At 57.4% G+C, this 16,383-nt stretch carries 13 protein-coding genes; 6 read left to right on the top strand and 7 right to left on the bottom strand.

From position 1 onward, the window contains the following. Window positions 1-252 precede the first annotated feature (252 nt). Window positions 253-4,965: an NACHT domain-containing protein gene (locus KX729_RS05160; RefSeq protein ID WP_219741373.1), complete on the top strand. Its 4,713-nt coding sequence runs from the start codon at window positions 253-255 to the stop codon at window positions 4,963-4,965. A 210-nt stretch (window positions 4,966-5,175) separates the two neighbouring features. On the opposite strand, the gene KX729_RS05155 is transcribed toward KX729_RS05160, so the two are convergent. Genes KX729_RS05155 through KX729_RS05145 form a run of 3 tightly spaced genes read right to left on the bottom strand, consistent with a single transcriptional unit; the run spans window position 5,176 to window position 7,146 of the window. After that, window positions 5,176-6,018, bottom strand: coding sequence for a type 1 glutamine amidotransferase domain-containing protein (locus tag KX729_RS05155; protein ID WP_219741372.1), 843 nt, complete (start codon window positions 6,016-6,018; stop codon window positions 5,176-5,178). A gap of 23 nt (window positions 6,019-6,041) precedes the next feature. After that, window positions 6,042-6,344: a putative quinol monooxygenase gene (locus tag KX729_RS05150; protein WP_219741371.1), complete on the bottom strand. Its 303-nt coding sequence runs from the start codon at window positions 6,342-6,344 to the stop codon at window positions 6,042-6,044. 10 nt (window positions 6,345-6,354) lie between these two features. After that, entirely contained in the window at window positions 6,355-7,146 is a 792-nt protein-coding gene (locus KX729_RS05145) for an SDR family NAD(P)-dependent oxidoreductase (RefSeq protein WP_219741370.1), read from the bottom strand. Between the two features lie 99 nt (window positions 7,147-7,245). Between KX729_RS05145 and KX729_RS05140 the strand changes: the two genes are divergently transcribed. Both KX729_RS05140 and KX729_RS05135 read left to right on the top strand, forming a co-directional pair. Then, a complete protein-coding gene (locus KX729_RS05140; protein WP_219741369.1) occupies window positions 7,246-8,172 on the top strand; it encodes a LysR family transcriptional regulator in 927 nt (308 codons plus the stop codon). A gap of 700 nt (window positions 8,173-8,872) precedes the next feature. Then, window positions 8,873-10,747 carry a calcium-binding protein gene (locus tag KX729_RS05135; protein ID WP_219741368.1) on the top strand — a complete coding sequence of 625 codons (1,875 nt, stop codon included), beginning with the start codon at window positions 8,873-8,875 and terminating at the stop codon, window positions 10,745-10,747. 50 nt (window positions 10,748-10,797) lie between these two features. On the opposite strand, the gene KX729_RS05130 is transcribed toward KX729_RS05135, so the two are convergent. Next, a complete protein-coding gene (locus tag KX729_RS05130) occupies window positions 10,798-11,022 on the bottom strand; it encodes a DUF6538 domain-containing protein (protein WP_312990563.1) in 225 nt (74 codons plus the stop codon). Window positions 11,023-11,285: 263 nt separating this feature from the next. On the opposite strand from KX729_RS05130, the gene KX729_RS05125 reads away from it, so the two are divergent. From KX729_RS05125 to msrA, 3 genes are all read left to right on the top strand, one after another. Continuing rightward, entirely contained in the window at window positions 11,286-12,059 is a 774-nt protein-coding gene (locus tag KX729_RS05125) for an ABC transporter permease (protein ID WP_219741366.1), read from the top strand. 174 nt (window positions 12,060-12,233) lie between these two features. Then, window positions 12,234-12,722, top strand: coding sequence for a peptide-methionine (R)-S-oxide reductase MsrB (gene msrB, locus KX729_RS05120; RefSeq protein ID WP_219741365.1), 489 nt, complete (start codon window positions 12,234-12,236; stop codon window positions 12,720-12,722). A gap of 48 nt (window positions 12,723-12,770) precedes the next feature. Beyond that, entirely contained in the window at window positions 12,771-13,484 is a 714-nt protein-coding gene (msrA, locus tag KX729_RS05115) for a peptide-methionine (S)-S-oxide reductase MsrA (protein ID WP_219741364.1), read from the top strand. Here msrA and KX729_RS05110 read toward each other — a convergent pair. Genes KX729_RS05110 through KX729_RS05100 form a run of 3 tightly spaced genes read right to left on the bottom strand, consistent with a single transcriptional unit; the run spans window position 13,481 to window position 16,245 of the window. Beyond that, window positions 13,481-13,891 (bottom strand): NUDIX hydrolase, encoded by a 411-nt coding sequence (locus tag KX729_RS05110; protein WP_219741363.1) that lies wholly within the window; start codon window positions 13,889-13,891, stop codon window positions 13,481-13,483. The two genes, msrA and KX729_RS05110, sit on opposite strands and share 4 nt — an antisense overlap. Next, window positions 13,888-14,751 (bottom strand): aldo/keto reductase, encoded by an 864-nt coding sequence (locus KX729_RS05105; protein ID WP_219741362.1) that lies wholly within the window; start codon window positions 14,749-14,751, stop codon window positions 13,888-13,890. The genes KX729_RS05110 and KX729_RS05105 overlap by 4 nt, the downstream gene beginning before the upstream one ends. 33 nt (window positions 14,752-14,784) lie before the next feature. Then, a complete protein-coding gene (locus KX729_RS05100) occupies window positions 14,785-16,245 on the bottom strand; it encodes an MDR family MFS transporter (RefSeq protein ID WP_219741361.1) in 1,461 nt (486 codons plus the stop codon). Window positions 16,246-16,383 lie beyond the last annotated feature (138 nt).

The following is a 16,383-nucleotide window of genomic DNA, read 5'->3' as shown; positions in this document are numbered from 1 at the left end:
TGTTCGAAGGTGGCTCGGCAAATTGGCTGGGGCCCCGCGATTAATGACTGAAATGGGGCCGTGTGCTGACTGTCGGTTTTTGGAAAGCGATCGGCGGTAAGCTGCCGTTCGGGTCTGCTTGATCAAGCAAAATCTGCCTCTTCAACATTGCAGTTAAAGGAATTCAGAAATAGAAAACGACAGGAAACGAGGCCGCATGCCTCAATCAGTAGTACAGCCGATTCCGTGATGGCACGGCTTATGGGGGGATAGGTGTTCGGGGGCGGGATCGCAGATAAATTCGGTAATGCCTACGAAGCGCGATGGGCTGTTCTTCAACTACTGGAGGTTCTCAATGCCAAGGCGCGCTCCATGCGTCTCGAAGGCATCAGCGCTGCATTCAAAGGCTTCGAATTTGCGGTCAATTACGGGCCCCATATCGCCTGGCACCAGACCAAGATCAACGCCCCAGGTCAGAATTGGACCATCCGCGCGCTAGAGCAGGAGGGCGTGCTTTCTGCCTTTGCGGACAGGCTCCGAGCAAATGATCGGGATCGCTGCGTATTCGTTTCGCAAAGCCCGCCAGCGGACCTACTCGACCTTGCCAGCAAAGCCTCCTACGCCAGCGATTTTGCCGATTTCGAAGGCGCACTGCCGAAAGGATCACAAGAGAAATTCAAGAGCTTTCATACGACTGTCGGTGTCACGCCCGAAGTGTCCTTTAATTGGCTTCGCCGTTGCGATTTCCGTGTCATGCCGGAATCCGAAATCACCTCTGCCATCGAAACGTTCGGCTCTCTTTTGTTCGATTGTGAGCCAGCAGAGGTGTACCCGGCGCTCAGGGGATACCTCGAAGCGAGGCTTAACAGAGTTCTGACGACGGAGATCATTCGCGCGGACATGGCCGCTGTCGCCAAGTTGCGGATCAAGGAATGGTCGCTCGATCCGACCTTGCGCCAAACGCTGGCTGACGAGACCAACGCCTATTTGGACAGCTATGCGCCGTTCGGCGCGCACGGACATGTCGTCGCCCGAACCTATTCTGACGAGGTCATGTCCCTGCTGGATAGCCAGGCTGGCCCAAGCGTAGTCTTGCTGAGCGGCGTCGCGGGATCCGGCAAATCCGGTGTCGTACGTGACATTATCGAAAAGCTGACCGATGCCAGCATTCTTCATCTGGCCCTTCGCATCGATCAGCATCTCGACTGCCGATCACCGCGGGATTTCGGACGCACAATTCTCGGGCGTGAAGATAGTCCGGTTACGGTGCTAAAGGGTCTGTCTCCCGACGATCGGACGGTTCTGCTCATCGACCAGATCGACGCCGTCAGCGAGGTATCAGGTCGAAACGGCGCGGCAAAAAACGCCGTCTTGGGGATGGTCGACGAGGCCCGGCACTACGGGTCGGTGCGGATCGTCCTGGTGTGCCGCGCTTTCGACATTGAGAGCGACGAGCGGATCAAACAGCTAAGGCAGTCCAGCGATGTGGCGCAGGTCGATGTACCACTCCTCGACTGGAGCACTGACGTTGCGCCAGTGGTCGCCAGCCTTGGCGTAGGTCCGGATACCCTCGATGCTAGCCAGAAGGAGCTCTTGAGGCTTCCCCTTAACTTGGCGGTCTTCGCCGAAATAGCGATCGATGGCGATACCCAGTTCGGCAATCGCAACGACCTTTTCGCGAAACTCCTGCAGCGAAAGGAGCGATTGATCGCTCAGAACCGCGACCAGGTCAGTTGGGCACTGATGACCCCGCTCACGTCACTTGCCGATTGGATGAGCGCACGGCAACGGTTAGATGCTCCTCATACCATACTCGACGGATTCTCCCGAGCAGTCGAGATTCTGACCTCAGAACATCTTGTGATCCGCTCGCGGGGCACATTGAATTTTTTCCATGAAAGCTTCTTCGACTATGTCTTCGCGCGTGCATTTTCTGCGCGGCAGCAAAGCCTGCTGGATCTACTAGCCTCGACCGAACAGCATTTGTTCCGGCGAACACAGGTACGTCAGATTCTCGAACACATGCGCCAAAGCGATTATGTGCGCTACGTCCGCGAACTCGCTCAAGTCATTGCCTCGGGGGATGTGCGCTTCCATATTAAGATCGCCGTCGCCCAATGGCTGGCAGCTCTTTCTTCGCCTACCGAGCAAGAACGCGACCTCATACTTGAGCTCGACGTGTCGTCCCAACAGTTTCCCTTGCTGGTCCGCACGGCCATTCAGGGAACGGCAGGTTGGTTCGACGTGCTCAATCAAAATGGCTGGCTGGCTGCCCAGCTCCGCAGCACGGTTGAAATCCGCAAAAAGGCCATTCTCTGGTGGCTGTCAAATATTGCCGGTTCTCGGCCACAGCCTATCGCGCAGGTGCTGGACGCATGGTGGAACGGCGATCGAAACAAAGGTGCTGAACTCCTGGACTGGTTCGGCTATGTGCGCCGTCAGGGACCGGATCAGGCGCTGATCGATCTATGTACGCGCGTCGTTCACTCCCGTCCGCCCGGTTTGTTCGAGCGGAAGGGAAATTTTCGTCGCGAGCTTCTGATCGCCACGTGGACCGCCGGAGGAAGCAGCGACGGCGCAGCAGCGATACTAAAGGCCTATTTCGACGCATGGTTTGACGAACACCCAAATGGCAACCCGTTCGACCGGGACGAAATACAGGATATCGACCTGCACTCACTTGGCGAACTGGCAAAGAAGTCGCCCCTGGCGCTGCTCGATGGGTCGATAGACGCGCTAGCGAAAACATTTCAGCGGATTGCCCTAAAGGTGGGCGCGGGTGAATACGATTCCAACTTTCGCCATCGCGCCTACTCCGGCCACAATTTCGGCAGCGACCAGTATCTGCAATTGGTGCGTGCCGCCCTGCAAAAGGTGGCCAGTGACAATCCCGAGCAGGCTCGACTGATACTGCGCCGTATCGATCCGCAAAGTCACGAGGCTGCGGCCCATCTGTATCTTGAGACTATCGCCGCGAATCCGCAGGTCCTGGCGAATGAGCTGCTGCCTTTGCTGGCGTATCCTATAGTCTTTGAGGCGGGATGGACGGGCGCGGATTGGCGCTCATTTGCCGACGCGGCGAGGGCGGCGCTTCCCTATCTCGGCGATCCGGAACGCGCCGCAGTGGAACAGACGATCCTCGCATATTGGCCCGAATTGGATTTCGCGATCCAAGCCGCGCAGGAGCACAAAGCTGGAGAGCGGGAGACGATATGGACACAGCCCAAGAATATCGTCCGTCAGTTGAGATGGTCAGGCTACAAGCAATTCTGCATTCTCGAAACCATCGGGAGGGATTTGCTTAGCTCCAGGGCAGCAGCTCGGTTAGATGAACTGCGGCGAAAATTCCGGGGCGACAAGGTTGTAGAGCCCTCCCATGTCGAGGCCTACGCGATTGAATCGCCGATTGCCAAAGACACTGCCGTCCATATGACCGACGAGCAATGGCTGTCCGCCATGCGTGTCCATCACAGTGACGAAGAGCGGCACTATGGAAACGGCTCGGCTACCGGCGGCGCGCGACAGCTCGCCCAGGTGTTGCAGCAACTCGCGAAAGAAAGCCCAGAGCGATTCGCCGGGCTGCAACTGCGCATCCCCGCCGACGCAAATCCTGCTTATGTGCAGCAGCTTCTTTGGGGACTGGCCGAAGCGGAATCCGTTGCATTGGAGCCGTTGCAAGCAGCGGTGCTCAATGCTCATGCTCGCGAAGGCAAGCCTTATGGTGATGGTATAGCCCGGCTGTTCGAGCGCCATCCCGAACTGGGCAGATCGCAATCATGCTGGGATGTCTTGGTCTGGTACATCCCGAATGGGGAGGCGTCGGACAATGTCGATGTCGATACCGACCATGCCGACAGGGAAATGGTGTCGATCGAAGATCTTCTAAACCGAGGCGGCAAGTTGCATATTCGCGGCCTCAATGGGGCTCGCGGTTGGGCCCTGGAGGCGCTTTCAGCGGTTCTTTGGCATGTACCGGAACGGCGCCGCGATGCATGGTCGCTGTTTGAAGACCGCATTGCTAACGAAGCGTTGATCAGCGTGCGTTGCTGCATGCCGCGCCCGCTCACCCCGATGTTCAACGAGGATAAGGATCGCTGTGCGACTCTTCTGGAAGAACTTGTTTCTCCTGATGCGCAGCGGCCCGGCTTCGCCGCGAGGGCCATAGGGAATCTGCAGTTCCCGCCATCCTGGGTGCCACCCACCGCTGCGAGGATGCTGGCCGCTGCCAGCCAGGTCGCGGCCAACGCTGTTGCCACGCGCTCGTCCCACGATCCAGTGTGGCTGTCACCCTTGATGACGCATCCGGCAACCACTCTCCTACCGTACATCATTCATCAAGTTCCCGTCATCGGCAGGCGCCTGCTTTCCACGCTGCTCACATTTGGAAATACGGACATGCGGCTGGTTGCGACATGGCACATCACACGAGCCAGCTACAACGATGCCAGTTACGTCGCTCTGGCGGATTCGCTCGAAAGGTCATCGCTGGATGCGAGGCGGCTTGCGGCCGACATTGCCTCTCACTCTGCCGTGGAAGATACCTATCGGGATCGGGCCGTCAGAAAGCTTTTGCGCTACTTTGATGATGACGATCCGAAGGTGCGAAATGAGGCGTCCGGGGTGTTTCGCTCGATCCCTTCCGACCGGTTCGCGACGTTTATGGGACTTGCTCAGGCATACGTGACGAGCAAGGCATTCGAGACCGACACATTTGCCTTCTTGCATGCGCTGGAAGATGCACAATGCAATGTCGCTGGCTTGGTAGTTGCCGCTGCGGAGAGAGTCATAGTCGACCTAGAGGCTGGTGGCGAAGGGGCGAAGCGAAGAGATATGGATATCCACCAGCTAAGAGACCTCATTAAAGCCGAATACGCAGCTTCGGAAAACGACCCTGCATTGCGCGGGCGTTTGCTCGACGTGATCGATCAGATGCTGATGCTTGAGCTGTATGGCATGGATGAAATTACTAAGGCGCACGAACGGTAGGTGAGGAAAATTCCGTTCGATCTTTAACGATGTCCGCTTTCAGCCATCAAGAAGGCGCGCCGCTACGACTGAAATGGGGCGCATAGCCGACGTCGGAGCGGTCGCTATCTCGTTGACCAGAGGAAACTCTGACGCTCCACACAGTTTCGGAGGCAGCAAAACAACGCTTCAGCGGTCAATGAAATTACCGCAGGCCTTTCCATCAGCCGCTTACTTCAGTCGCTTTAAAAGCTCCTTGGCAACCATAAGGGCCGACGCGGGATTTTGTCCTGTGATGAGCTCCCGATCTATGACCACGTGAGGAGCGAAAGCGTCCGAAGCCTGGCTGTATGTTCCTCCTGCGCGCACGAGAGCGTCCTGTGGGTAGAATTTCATCTCGCCGCCGAACATACTCTTGGCCATCTCTTCCTCCCGGTTGCTGAAGGCGGTCATCTTGTAGCCGGAATAGATCCAGTCCTGTGACGACGCCACCCTCTCGCCCGTAACGAGGCCAGACGTGAACACTTCTGGATCCTTGAGAGAAGACAGGAGGGCGATCGGCCCGTGGCAGTCCAAAGCAGTCGGCTTCCCCGTCTTGTGGAAGTGATTGAGCACGCGCCCTAGGCGCTGATCGTGAAGGAGGTCCTGCATCGGAGCATGACCCCCTGGAACATAGACGGCGTCGAACTGATCGAGGCCGATCTGCTCCACCCTTGCAAGACTCACGACCGGAGAGGTATCCGGCGACAGCAGGCCCAGGTGATCAAGCTGTCTCTGCGCTTCAACAACGGCAGTCTGATCTCCACCGAAGTATGCCTTGTCGATCGACGCCCTGTCGAAGGAAGGCGCGCGTCCGTCGGGCGTGACGAAGGTCAACTTGTGACCCGCCTTCTGAAGCGCCTGCACAGGCTGCATCAGTTCGTTGAGATAGAAGCCGGTCTTGTAGATCTTGCCGTCCTTTAGTTCGAGATGATCGGAACTGGATAGGACGACGAGCACATCCTTGGCGTGAGCGGTTGCTGCGCCGAGACCGAAACTGATTGCAAGCGCGAGCGAGAGCAGTGTTTTCTTCATGATGAGGTCCTTTGGAAGGTGGTTTAGCCGGCGATCTTGGTCAGTCGGTGGAGCGCGAAGTCGGCGAAGAAGGCGCCGACACCTTTGGCCTGGAAGCGCCTCATGGCGTCGCCTTCCATGTGAGCATGCCACTTCGACTCGCTTTCCCAGGTCTCGACGAAGATGCGGACGCGGTCGTCGTCGAGCGATTTGTGAAGCTCGTAGCGCAAGCACCCGTCCTCCAGCAGCGTCTCTTTGACCAGATCTTCCTGTGCGGCGCGAAGAGCGGCCTCCTTGCCCAGCTTGGCGGTCGTGATTGCAATGATGGTGATCGCAGATTCTGACATGTTTGATCCCTTAGGCGATGGTATTCACGAGGCCGCCTTCGGCGCGCAGCGCGGCACCATTGGTGGCGGATGAGCGGGGACTTGCGAGGTAGGTCACGAGACTGGCGACCTCCTCTGCCTCGACCATTCGCTGAAGAATCGATGCGGAACGGGCGGTGGCGAAGAACTGGCTTTCGATCTGCTTCATCGGTGCTGATGAATCCGCAGCCTGACTGCGCAGGAAGGCTTCGATCCCTTCGGACCGCGTAGGACCAGGCAGAACAGAGTTTACGGTGACATTGGTGCCGCGTGTGAGTTGCGCGAGGCCGCGTGAAACGGAAAGTTGGGCTGTCTTCGTCATTCCGTAGTGGATCATGTCAGACGGTATCGCCAAACCAGCTTCGCTCGCGATGAAGATCACGCGGCCCCAGTTGCGCTCGATCATCGCTGGAAGGTAAGTGCGCGATAGGCGTACGCCACTCATCACGTTCACCTCGAAGAGCTTGTACCAGTCAGCGTCGTCGATTTGCTCGAAGGCCTTGCTTTCGTAGATGCCGAGGTTGTTCACCAGGATGTCGACCGACGGTGCCGCCTGGGCGATCGTCGAGGCTCCTTCTGCGGTTGCGGCGTCGGCGAGAAGCCCTTCTATCGACGAAGCTCCAGATGCCGATATCGCGGCGACGGCCGCATCCAGCTTATCCTGGTCTCGGCCAGTGATTATGACGCGCGCACCCTCGGATGCCATCGCCTTAGCGATCGCGAGGCCGATACCGGCAGTGCCGCCAGTCACCAGCGCAGTCTTGTCGTTCAGTTGCAGGTCCATGATCAATCTCCGATCGTTGTTTCGGAGGGAAATTTATGATCAGGCTCTACCAGCTACTATTGCCTTACACAGACAAGCACCTGTGAGTGGAGATCATCAATGCCGCAGATCCTGATGGACCGTTCTGGGGAAATGGAAGTATTCGTAAGGGTGGTCCATGAGGGAGGCTTTTCGGCTGCCGCACGCAGCCTCGACATCACGCCCTCCGCCGTGAGCAAGCTCATAGGCCGCCTCGAGACGAGGCTCGGCGCGCGGCTACTGATGCGCACGACGCGCGCTCTTGCCCTTACAGAGGAAGGACAAGCCTACCATCATGCGGCACTGCGGATCCTACAGGATCTGGCCGATGCCGAAGAGGCAGCATCCGGAGGCGCAATTCGGGGCCGGCTACGGGTCAATACCACGATTCCCTTTGGCACCATGTTCGTAGCCCCTGCGATGCCTCAGTTCCTAAAGGGCAACCCAAGCCTCATTGTTGATCTGAGCTTCACCGATGGTATCGTCGATCTTGTTGCCGAGAAAACGGACGTGGCTATCCGTATGGGAGATCTGCCGGATAGTGGCCTTGTCGCCCGCAAGCTCGGCCAAAGCCGCCGCGTTGTATGCGCTGCCCCATCATACATAGAGCGCCATGGCCCCCCAGAAACACCTGCGGATCTTCAGCATCATGACTGCCTGACCTTTAATTTCCGGCGGTCACGGCCTTCCTGGCCGTTCCTGCTTGATAGGCGCGACCACCAGCAACCGGTCGCGGGAAGCCTTATAGTCAATAACGGGGAAACGATGAAGCAGATGGTGCTGGCGGGCACGGGGATCGCCAGGCTCGGTTTGTTTCATGTTGCAGACGATTTAGAAGCTGGTCGGCTTGTCCCTCTCCTGGAGGAATTCAACCCTAACGACCTTGAGCTCATTCATGCGATCTATGTGGGCGGCGGTCCTCTACCCCAGAAGGCGCGTGCCTTCATCGACTTCATGACGCACATATTGCGTGACGTCCCAGCCCTCAAGGCCGAACCCAAAGCGTGAGATCACGGAACTGAGGACGAACTCCGCAGGGCCCGAAGAGCGCGCAAAAGGTAGAAATTGGATGATAGCTCGCCTCAGGTAAGTCTGCTTTTAGAAGCTGGGCGCGGTGACTTCTACGGCCGACATGCGGGCGCAAAGCTGCCGGGCGATCTGTGGCTGCCTCACCGCAAACTTGAGGCCCGAAAGCGGAAATTATTACCGTTAGACCGTACAGTTGACTGATGCCCAAAGCCAGGGCACAAAGGTGGCATCCACGGTCGCTCGCGATTGGAAAACAGAGGGAATTTCAAGGCTTTTAAACTAAGCCATTGAAATCATGTGAGAATCCAGGTTCCCCAGCCAAATTTCCTAGACAATACAGATGCTTAGACCGAAAGCGCTTCCAAAAAAGAACGCTTTTCATGTTGCGTCGTGTTGCGGATCTGACATGCGACCGGCAACCATATAGGAAAGCTCAAGTCGTTGTCTCAAGTGCTTCTTCGGCTGCGCTTTATGTGGCGCGCGTTTCACGGTTGCGTGACACTTCCCATCGAAGCGGCCACCCGCAGTAGAAAACGTGCTGCGCGGGTCCGAGATTGAGTAGAATGTGACATATTAAGTGATGAATCGCCCGGGTACACTTTGACTTCAAGGGAGTGACCGCGCGGTTATTCCATGCAATCTTTCGCAATCAGTTCTCGCTTAACTCATGGAGACAGCAATGGTCACTTTGCCTTCAGCATCAGAACTTACAGAATTCGAATGGGACACTGCCCATGCGTCTGCGGAAGGTAGTGGAGAGATTACTGAATTTGACGGATCCCTCTGGTTCAAATTTGAAGCTATCGCCGGCGTCACATACAAAATGTATATGTCCAAAGTCGGAGATTACAGCAATTCCGCGACGGCGAACCTCTTCGATGCCTCTGGGAATTTGATTGAAGCGGTCTCAATTTCCCAGACTTTTCAACTAAATGCCGGAGACGGTGGAGTTTTCTATATACAGTTAGCGGATATTTCTGGACTTCCTGGCGGAGCCAGTATCTCCATGACGACACTTTCCGGCGTCGATAAATACGCGTCCGGAGACTACACTGGTGCGGCTAATGAACGAATTATTACAGACCAGTTGAACGATGTTATTCAAATAGGCCAAGGCATAGATGCCATTGCTGGCTACGGCGCTGATTACGTCAATGGAAATACGACCGCCAATCGCATCTGGGGCGGAAGCGGCAATGACGTCGTGTTTGGCAAAGCGGGAGACGATGTGATTTGGGGCGGTCTGGGAGAGGACAGACTTTACGGCGATGCTGACAATGACCAGATATTTGGCGGCTTTGGCGCAGATAGGATCTATGGAGGAGCTGGTTCGGATCGACTTTTCGGGGGAGCTGGTGGCGATGACCTGAGCGGAGAGTCGGGTGTCGATATTCTGCGTGGCGGGAAAGACGGTGACCGGCTTGATGGCGGCACCGAAGGCGACTTCTTATATGGCGAAGAGGGCAACGATATCTATATCGTTAATGATCAGGACACTCTGGTCGAACTCGCCAACCAAGGCACCGATACCGTTCAAGCAAGCATCTCCTGGACGCTCGGCGATAATTTCGAGAAACTGACGCTGACGGGCACAGGCGACATCAGCGGCACGGGCAATGGCCTTGCCAACACCATTACTGGCAATGACGCCTCCAACCGGATCGACGGCAAGGCCGGCGCCGATACGATGAGCGGCCTTGGCGGCAACGATATCTATGTCGTCGATAATGCCGCCGATAAAATCGTCGAGGGTGTCGGCGGCGGAACCGCAGACGCAGCCTATGTCAACAATGTCTCGTATGCATTGACGGCCGGTGCGGAGATCGAACTGCTGGCCACCGGCGACGGCGGCGGCACGACGGCGCTGAACCTCACGGGCAACGATTTCGCCCAGTCAATCATTGGCAATAACGGCGTCAACCGCCTTGACGGCAAGGGTGGGGCCGACACGATGAATGGTCGCGCTGGCAACGACAGCTATGTCGTCGATAATGCCGGCGATAGCATCGTCGAAATTGCCGGTGGCGGCACGGCCGATGCTGTCTACGTTAACAAGATTTCCTATGTGCTGACAGCGGCAGCGCAAGTGGAATTGCTGGCCACCGGCGATGGCAGTGGCACGACTGCGCTCAACTTGACCGGTAACGATTTCGCCCAGTCGGTAATCGGCAATGACGGCGTCAATCGGATCGACGGCAAGGGCGGAGCTGATACGCTGAACGGGCGCGGCGGAGCCGACACGTTCGTCTTCTCCTCCGCCCCCAGCCAGGGCATCGACAGGATTGGAGACTATAATGTGGCGGCTGACACGATCGAACTGAAGAAGGCTATCTTCAGCGCGGCCGGAAATCTCGGTGCTCTGGGCCAAGACTCGTTCTGGGCGAGCGCTGCCGGCACGGCGCATGACGGCAGCGACCGCATCCTCTACGACACCGACAGCGGTGCCGTGTTCTACGACCTGGATGGCAATAAGGCGGGCGGTGTTGCCGCCGTGCAGTTCGCTACCATCTCGGTTGGTCTCGGGCTGACGTATGCGGATTTTGTGATTGCTTGACAGCATCTGATGATAGGGCGCGTTCGGTTCAGACCGTCTCTTCGTTGAAGTCAAATGATAGCTGAGAGCGAAAGTAGCCGCGCTTCATAATGCTCCCAGACGGCCACTGCCCTATCCTCGTCGGTGAGATGGCGACGAGCGCGGATGTCTGCAAACTCGGCGTCCCATTTCTGGAGTTCGAAGTTGAGCCGCCGCATTGCGACAGCTTCATCCTTGGTTTGCAACAAAACTTTTTTGTCCTCACTCGGGAAGTGATCTCTTAGATCTGACGGGATGTAGATTCGGGCAACCTCTAGAAGAATAAGCTATTAAATAGCAATACCTTACGCATAATCAAGGCACTTAACAAAGTTGGATTATCGTTCAGGTTCCCTAGCGAAATCCCTAATTTTCAGCCAAGAATATAGTTTGCCTCCAAACACTGCGGGGCTTTCCGCCCACGTGAGCTTCATTGCTTAAAGTTAATGGAAACTTGGCTAAAACGCTCTTTTCACGCGTTTGCCGGTCTTGTAAAAAAGCCCTGCGTTGGAATTATATCGTGTACAATATCAGTTCGCATTTTCGCATCGTTGTCGCATTCGTCATGCGCGAAATCGCAACGCGCTATGGCAAAAACCCCGGCGGTTATATCTGGGCGCTTATCGAGCCAGTCGCGTTCATTGCCATCATGTCACAAATCATGGGCGTTTTTGGTAAAGTGCCGGCCGTGGGGGAAAGCTTCGCGCTCTTTTATTCCACAGGCTATCTCGGCTATAACTTTTTCAAAGCTATGGAGGGGTACCTCAGTTCGGCAATCAGCTCCAACAGGAACCTTCTGGCCTATCCGGTGGTCGCTCCGGTAGACGCGGTTGTCGCCCGCTTCATTCTACAGGGCGCAACGTCCGTGGTTGTCACAGGCGTTATTATCGGCGCCGAGATTTTGACGGATCGCTATTCGGTAACACTCAATTGGGCGCCGATACTGGAAGCGATTGGCTTGGCCTGGATATTTGCGTTTGGCATCGCATCCTGCAATATCGTGCTATTCGACAGCTACCCGCTATATCAAAAGGTATACTCTATCGTAACTCGTCCATTGCTACTTCTTTCCGGAGTTGTTTATCTGCCAAATAGCATGCCGGATCCCATGAAAGGGTATATTTTAAGCAATCCGATTGCGCATATCATCATATTATTTCGGGAAGGCTTCTATGATCAAAGTGGGATGGACGGCCTGGATTTGCCATTCCTGATCATCACCTCGACAGCAACCCTTTTTATGGGACTGTGCTTTTTCACTTTTTGGCGCGGCGCTCGATCTCGCCGTGGTTAAGACAGGACTGAAGGCCTGTTGTTCATCATTTGATAGCGCCTACGCCTCACAGTTCTGATCTGAAGAACAGCAGCTAAGATCACGTTCCCGTGTATCGTGTCGATGTGTGTAACCAAGTTCCTCCATCTTCCGTAATCATGCAAAAGAGCAGATCATGGACATGGAGGTCCGATCATGTTGAGCAGACGTTTATTTCTGGCCGGCAGCACACTTGCCGCTGCGGCATTTTCCCTTGCTTCGGCGACGCGGGCGGCGATGCCGGCACGCAAATTCGCCGTCACGCATACCGATGACGAGTGGCGCAAGCTGCTGACGGCGGAGCAGTATAATATCCTGCGCGAAGAAGGCACCGAATATCCGGGCACCAGCGTGCTGCTCAACGAGCACCGCAAGGGCGTGTTCGGCTGCGTCGGCTGCGATCAGGACCTGTTTGCATCGAACACAAAGTTCGAGAGCGGCACCGGCTGGCCGAGCTTCTGGGCGCCGATCGAGAATGCCGTCGGAACGTTTCGCGACACGTCGGTCGGCATGGTTCGCGACGCGGTGTTCTGCAGCCGTTGCGGCGGGCATCTGGGTCATGTGTTCGATGACGGACCGAAGCCGACCGGCCTGCGCTATTGCATGAACGGCATTGCCATGAAATTCCGGCCGGTTTCCGCCTGAAAAGGCCCGGCCCCATCGTCATTTCGCTATCCGGTTGAGGAGACCACCATGCGATTTTCCAACAAGACTTCTTCCACCCTGTCCGCGCTCTTCGCGGTCGCAGGCATTGTTCTCGGCGCATCCGCAGCGGCCGCCGAAGAGGGGATCGTCATTCCCGCTCCGACCGTCGACGAAAAGCCCGGCTCCGCTGCGACCGAAACCGCGGTTTTTGCCGGCGGCTGTTTCTGGGGTGTGCAGGGCGTGTTCCAGCATGTCGAAGGCGTCAAGAATGCCGTGTCCGGTTATGCGGGCGGCGCCAAGGATACCGCCCAGTACGAGCAAGTCGGCTACGGCAAGACCGGCCATGCGGAATCGGTCAAGGTGAGCTACGATCCGAAAAAGGTCACCTATGGCCGCCTGCTGCAGATCTATTTCTCCGTGGCGCACAATCCGACAGAGCTAAACCGCCAGGGTCCGGATGTCGGCACTCAGTATCGTTCTGCAGTTTTCCCGACCAACGAGGATCAGGGCAAGATCGCCAAGGCCTATATTGACCAGCTCGACAAGGCAAAGGTCTACAAGGAAAAGATCGTCACGACGATCGAGCCGGGCAAGGCCTTTTACCCGGCCGAGGGTTATCATCAGGACTTCCTGACCAATAATCCGACCTATCCCTACATCGTCTATAACGACCTGCCGAAGATCGAGAACCTCAAGGGCATCTTCCCGAACGAGTATCGGGAAAAGCCGGTGCTTGTCGCGGAAGCCGGGCTCGGCAACTAATCGTCTTCTTTTAAATGTAACCAAGCCGGCAGGATATGCCGGCCGGTGAGTTCCGCCAGAATGATATCGCCGGGGGCTTTCGGCGATATCCAGCGGATTTCCGCGATCTCCGCCGCGTGGGCGACCGGTATGTCGCCGATTTCAACGATGAAAACATCAGCCGTGACGATATGATCCGGCTCGTTGGCCGCCGGGGCCTCGAAATGCCCGAAGGGCCTCAGCTCTTCCGGCGTCAGCTGCAAGCCGATCTCTTCTTGTAATTCCCGAAGCAGCGCTGTTTCCGGCTCCTCACCCGGTTCTATCTTACCGCCCGGCTGCATGAAGGCCACGGCTCCATGCTTGCGCACCAGAAGCGTATCGCCATCGGTGCGCAGCACGAGAGCCGCAGCAATTCGGATGACCGTCATACGCGGCCGGCGGCGTCGAGCGCTGCAAAGTCCTCTTCGGAGAGATCGATATTCACGCCGGCGACGTTTTCTTCGAGATGCTTCACCTTAGACGTGCCGGGGATGGGCAGCATGACCGGGCTGCGCTTCAGAACCCAGGCAAGCGCAATCTGGCTCGGTGCCGCATTGTGCTTGTGGGCGATGGTATCGAGAACCGAGCCGGGCTTGGCAAGATTGCCGGCGGCCAGCGGATGCCACGGAATGAAGCCGATATCGTGTTTTTCACAATAGGCGAGCACCGCCTCGCTCTTGCGATCGACCAGATTGTATTGGTTCTGCACGGTGGCAACCGGGAAATATTTCGAGGCCTCCTCGATCTGCGCAACCGAGACTTCGCTCAGGCCCGCGAACCGGATGATTCCGGCATCGATCAGCGACTTCACCGCGTCGAACTGTTCGGCGGCCGGCACTTTCGGATCGATACGGTGCAGCTGCCAGAGGTCGATCCGGTCGACACCGAGCTGGCGCAGGCTCTTGTGGGCCTGCTGGATGAGATATTCGGGACGGCCAACTGGAATCCAGCGATCCGGACCAGTGCGGGTCAGACCGCCCTTGGTGGCGATGACGGTCTTGCCATATGGATGCAGGGCTTCGCGGATCAACTCCTCGGAGACATCGGGACCGTAGGAATCGGCCGTATCGATGAAATCGATGCCGAGTTCCGGTACCCGCTTCAGGGTGCGGAGCGCCTCGTGGCGATCGGCCGGCTCGCCCCAGATGCCCTTGCCGGTGATGCGCATGGCGCCGAAACCCAGGCGGGTCACCTGAAGCTCCCCGCCGATCTTGAAGGTGCCGGATTTAGCTGCATTGAGATCAGACATAGGTTTCTCCTTTTCCCTCGTTTTCGATAGAAATCAGCTTTCCTGCGCCGCTTCCCGGTGCAGCTTGCTTGGTACACTGAGACAGGCAATGACGATCAGCGCGGAAATCACGAACATGGCGATAAAGGTCAGGTGCAGGGCGTGCTGGAGCGCGAAACGGACAGGCGAGTCCTCGGCCAGTCCCACGCCGGTCCCCTGCAGAAGGTCGCGCAGCTGATCCGAAGTAATCGGCCCGACGCCGGCTGTATGGGCAAGACTGTAGCTCAGAACGGCGCCGAGCAACGTGGCGCCCAGCGTGCTGCCAAGGTTTCGGGAAAAGACGTTGGAGGCCGTGGCGCTGCCTCGCTCCGACCAGCCGACATTTTCCTGGATGATGACGAGGCCGGAGATATTGAGGAGGCCCATGCCGAAGCCCATGATGAGCGAGCCCAGCCCGGCCTGAACCGGCGAGCTGCCCGGCGTCAGGAGCACCAGGAGGAAGGCGCCGGCGGGTACGAAGACGCTGCCGACCAGCATCAGCGGGCGCAGGCCGAAGCGCGGGAAAAGCCTCGACGCGACCGTGCCGCCGCTCGGCCAGCCGACCAGAAGCATGGTGAGGGCAAAACCAGCCACCAGCGGCGAACGGTTCAACACCGTCTGCACGTACATGGGCAGGAAGGTGGTGAGGCCCATGATCGCCATGGCGGACAGGAAGACGGCCGTGTTGGCGGCAGCGATCGGCCGTTTGAGCCACAGATCGAGCGAGATCATCGGCGCTTCGGCGCGGCGTTCCTGCCATATGAACAGGACGAAGCTCGTGGCAAAGATCACCATCGACAAGGTCATATAGAGGGATTTGCCCTCGGCTTCGGTCAACGCCACCATCAGCGAAGAAATGGCGATGGTGAAGAGGCCGGCGCCCAGGAAATCGATGGAGACCGTGCGCGAGCGTTTTTCCTCGTGCAGGAACAAGATGAAGCCGAGCGAAGAGGCAATGCCGATCGGCACGTTGATCCAGAAGACCCAGGCCCAGGGCAGGCTGTGGACGATGATACTGCCGAGCAGCGGGCCGACGACCGCCGACAGTGCCCAGACGCTGGCGAGATACCCCTGCACCTTGCCGCGTTCGGCACCGGGATAGAGGTCGGCGACGACGGTCATGATCACCGGCTGGATTGCACCGGCGCCAACGCCCTGCAACAGGCGGAAGGCGATCATCGATGGCATGGACCAGGCAAAACCGGCAAGGATGGAGGCGACCAGGAAGATCGCCGTGCCTACCAGAATGATCGGCTTGCGGCCATAAATGTCGGAAAGCTTGCCGAACAGCACCGTCAGTGCCGTCTGGGCGAGAAGGAAGGACGAAAAGACCCAGCTATAGAGGTTGAGCTGGCCGAGCTGCGCCGCAATCTGCGGCATGGCCGTCGAAACGATGGTCGCTTCGATGGCGATCATCGCCATGCTTGCCATTACGGCAACAATGACGAGCGCCCGGTTCGAGCGGGGATGGGTCATGGAATTCACCAGGAAACGCCGCGGGGCGCGCAATAGAATGGACGTTTGGCGGTCTGGGACGCTTGTGAGCCTGCGCAAGCTGCTCCAATGGCCGTCGTTTACTAAGTAGACCTTAGTATTAGCGTCCACGCCAACGTC

The organism is Neorhizobium populisoli (assembly GCF_019430945.1).
Lineage (GTDB): Bacteria > Pseudomonadota > Alphaproteobacteria > Rhizobiales > Rhizobiaceae > Neorhizobium > Neorhizobium populisoli.
Note: the sequence above shows the minus strand (reverse complement) of the source record. Positions and strands in the feature narration are given on the sequence as shown.

Coding starts and splice junctions, on each gene's coding strand:
- KX729_RS05155 (WP_219741372.1), bottom strand. CDS start 6,018: ATGAAGAAAACACTGCTCTCGCTCGCGCTTGCAATCAGTTTCGGTCTC.
- msrA (WP_219741364.1), top strand. CDS start 12,771: ATGCGATTTTCCAACAAGACTTCTTCCACCCTGTCCGCGCTCTTCGCG.
- KX729_RS05150 (WP_219741371.1), bottom strand. CDS start 6,344: ATGTCAGAATCTGCGATCACCATCATTGCAATCACGACCGCCAAGCTG.
- KX729_RS05135 (WP_219741368.1), top strand. CDS start 8,873: ATGGTCACTTTGCCTTCAGCATCAGAACTTACAGAATTCGAATGGGAC.
- KX729_RS05100 (WP_219741361.1), bottom strand. CDS start 16,245: ATGACCCATCCCCGCTCGAACCGGGCGCTCGTCATTGTTGCCGTAATG.
- msrB (WP_219741365.1), top strand. CDS start 12,234: ATGTTGAGCAGACGTTTATTTCTGGCCGGCAGCACACTTGCCGCTGCG.
- KX729_RS05140 (WP_219741369.1), top strand. CDS start 7,246: ATGCCGCAGATCCTGATGGACCGTTCTGGGGAAATGGAAGTATTCGTA.
- KX729_RS05105 (WP_219741362.1), bottom strand. CDS start 14,751: ATGTCTGATCTCAATGCAGCTAAATCCGGCACCTTCAAGATCGGCGGG.
- KX729_RS05110 (WP_219741363.1), bottom strand. CDS start 13,891: ATGACGGTCATCCGAATTGCTGCGGCTCTCGTGCTGCGCACCGATGGC.
- KX729_RS05145 (WP_219741370.1), bottom strand. CDS start 7,146: ATGGACCTGCAACTGAACGACAAGACTGCGCTGGTGACTGGCGGCACT.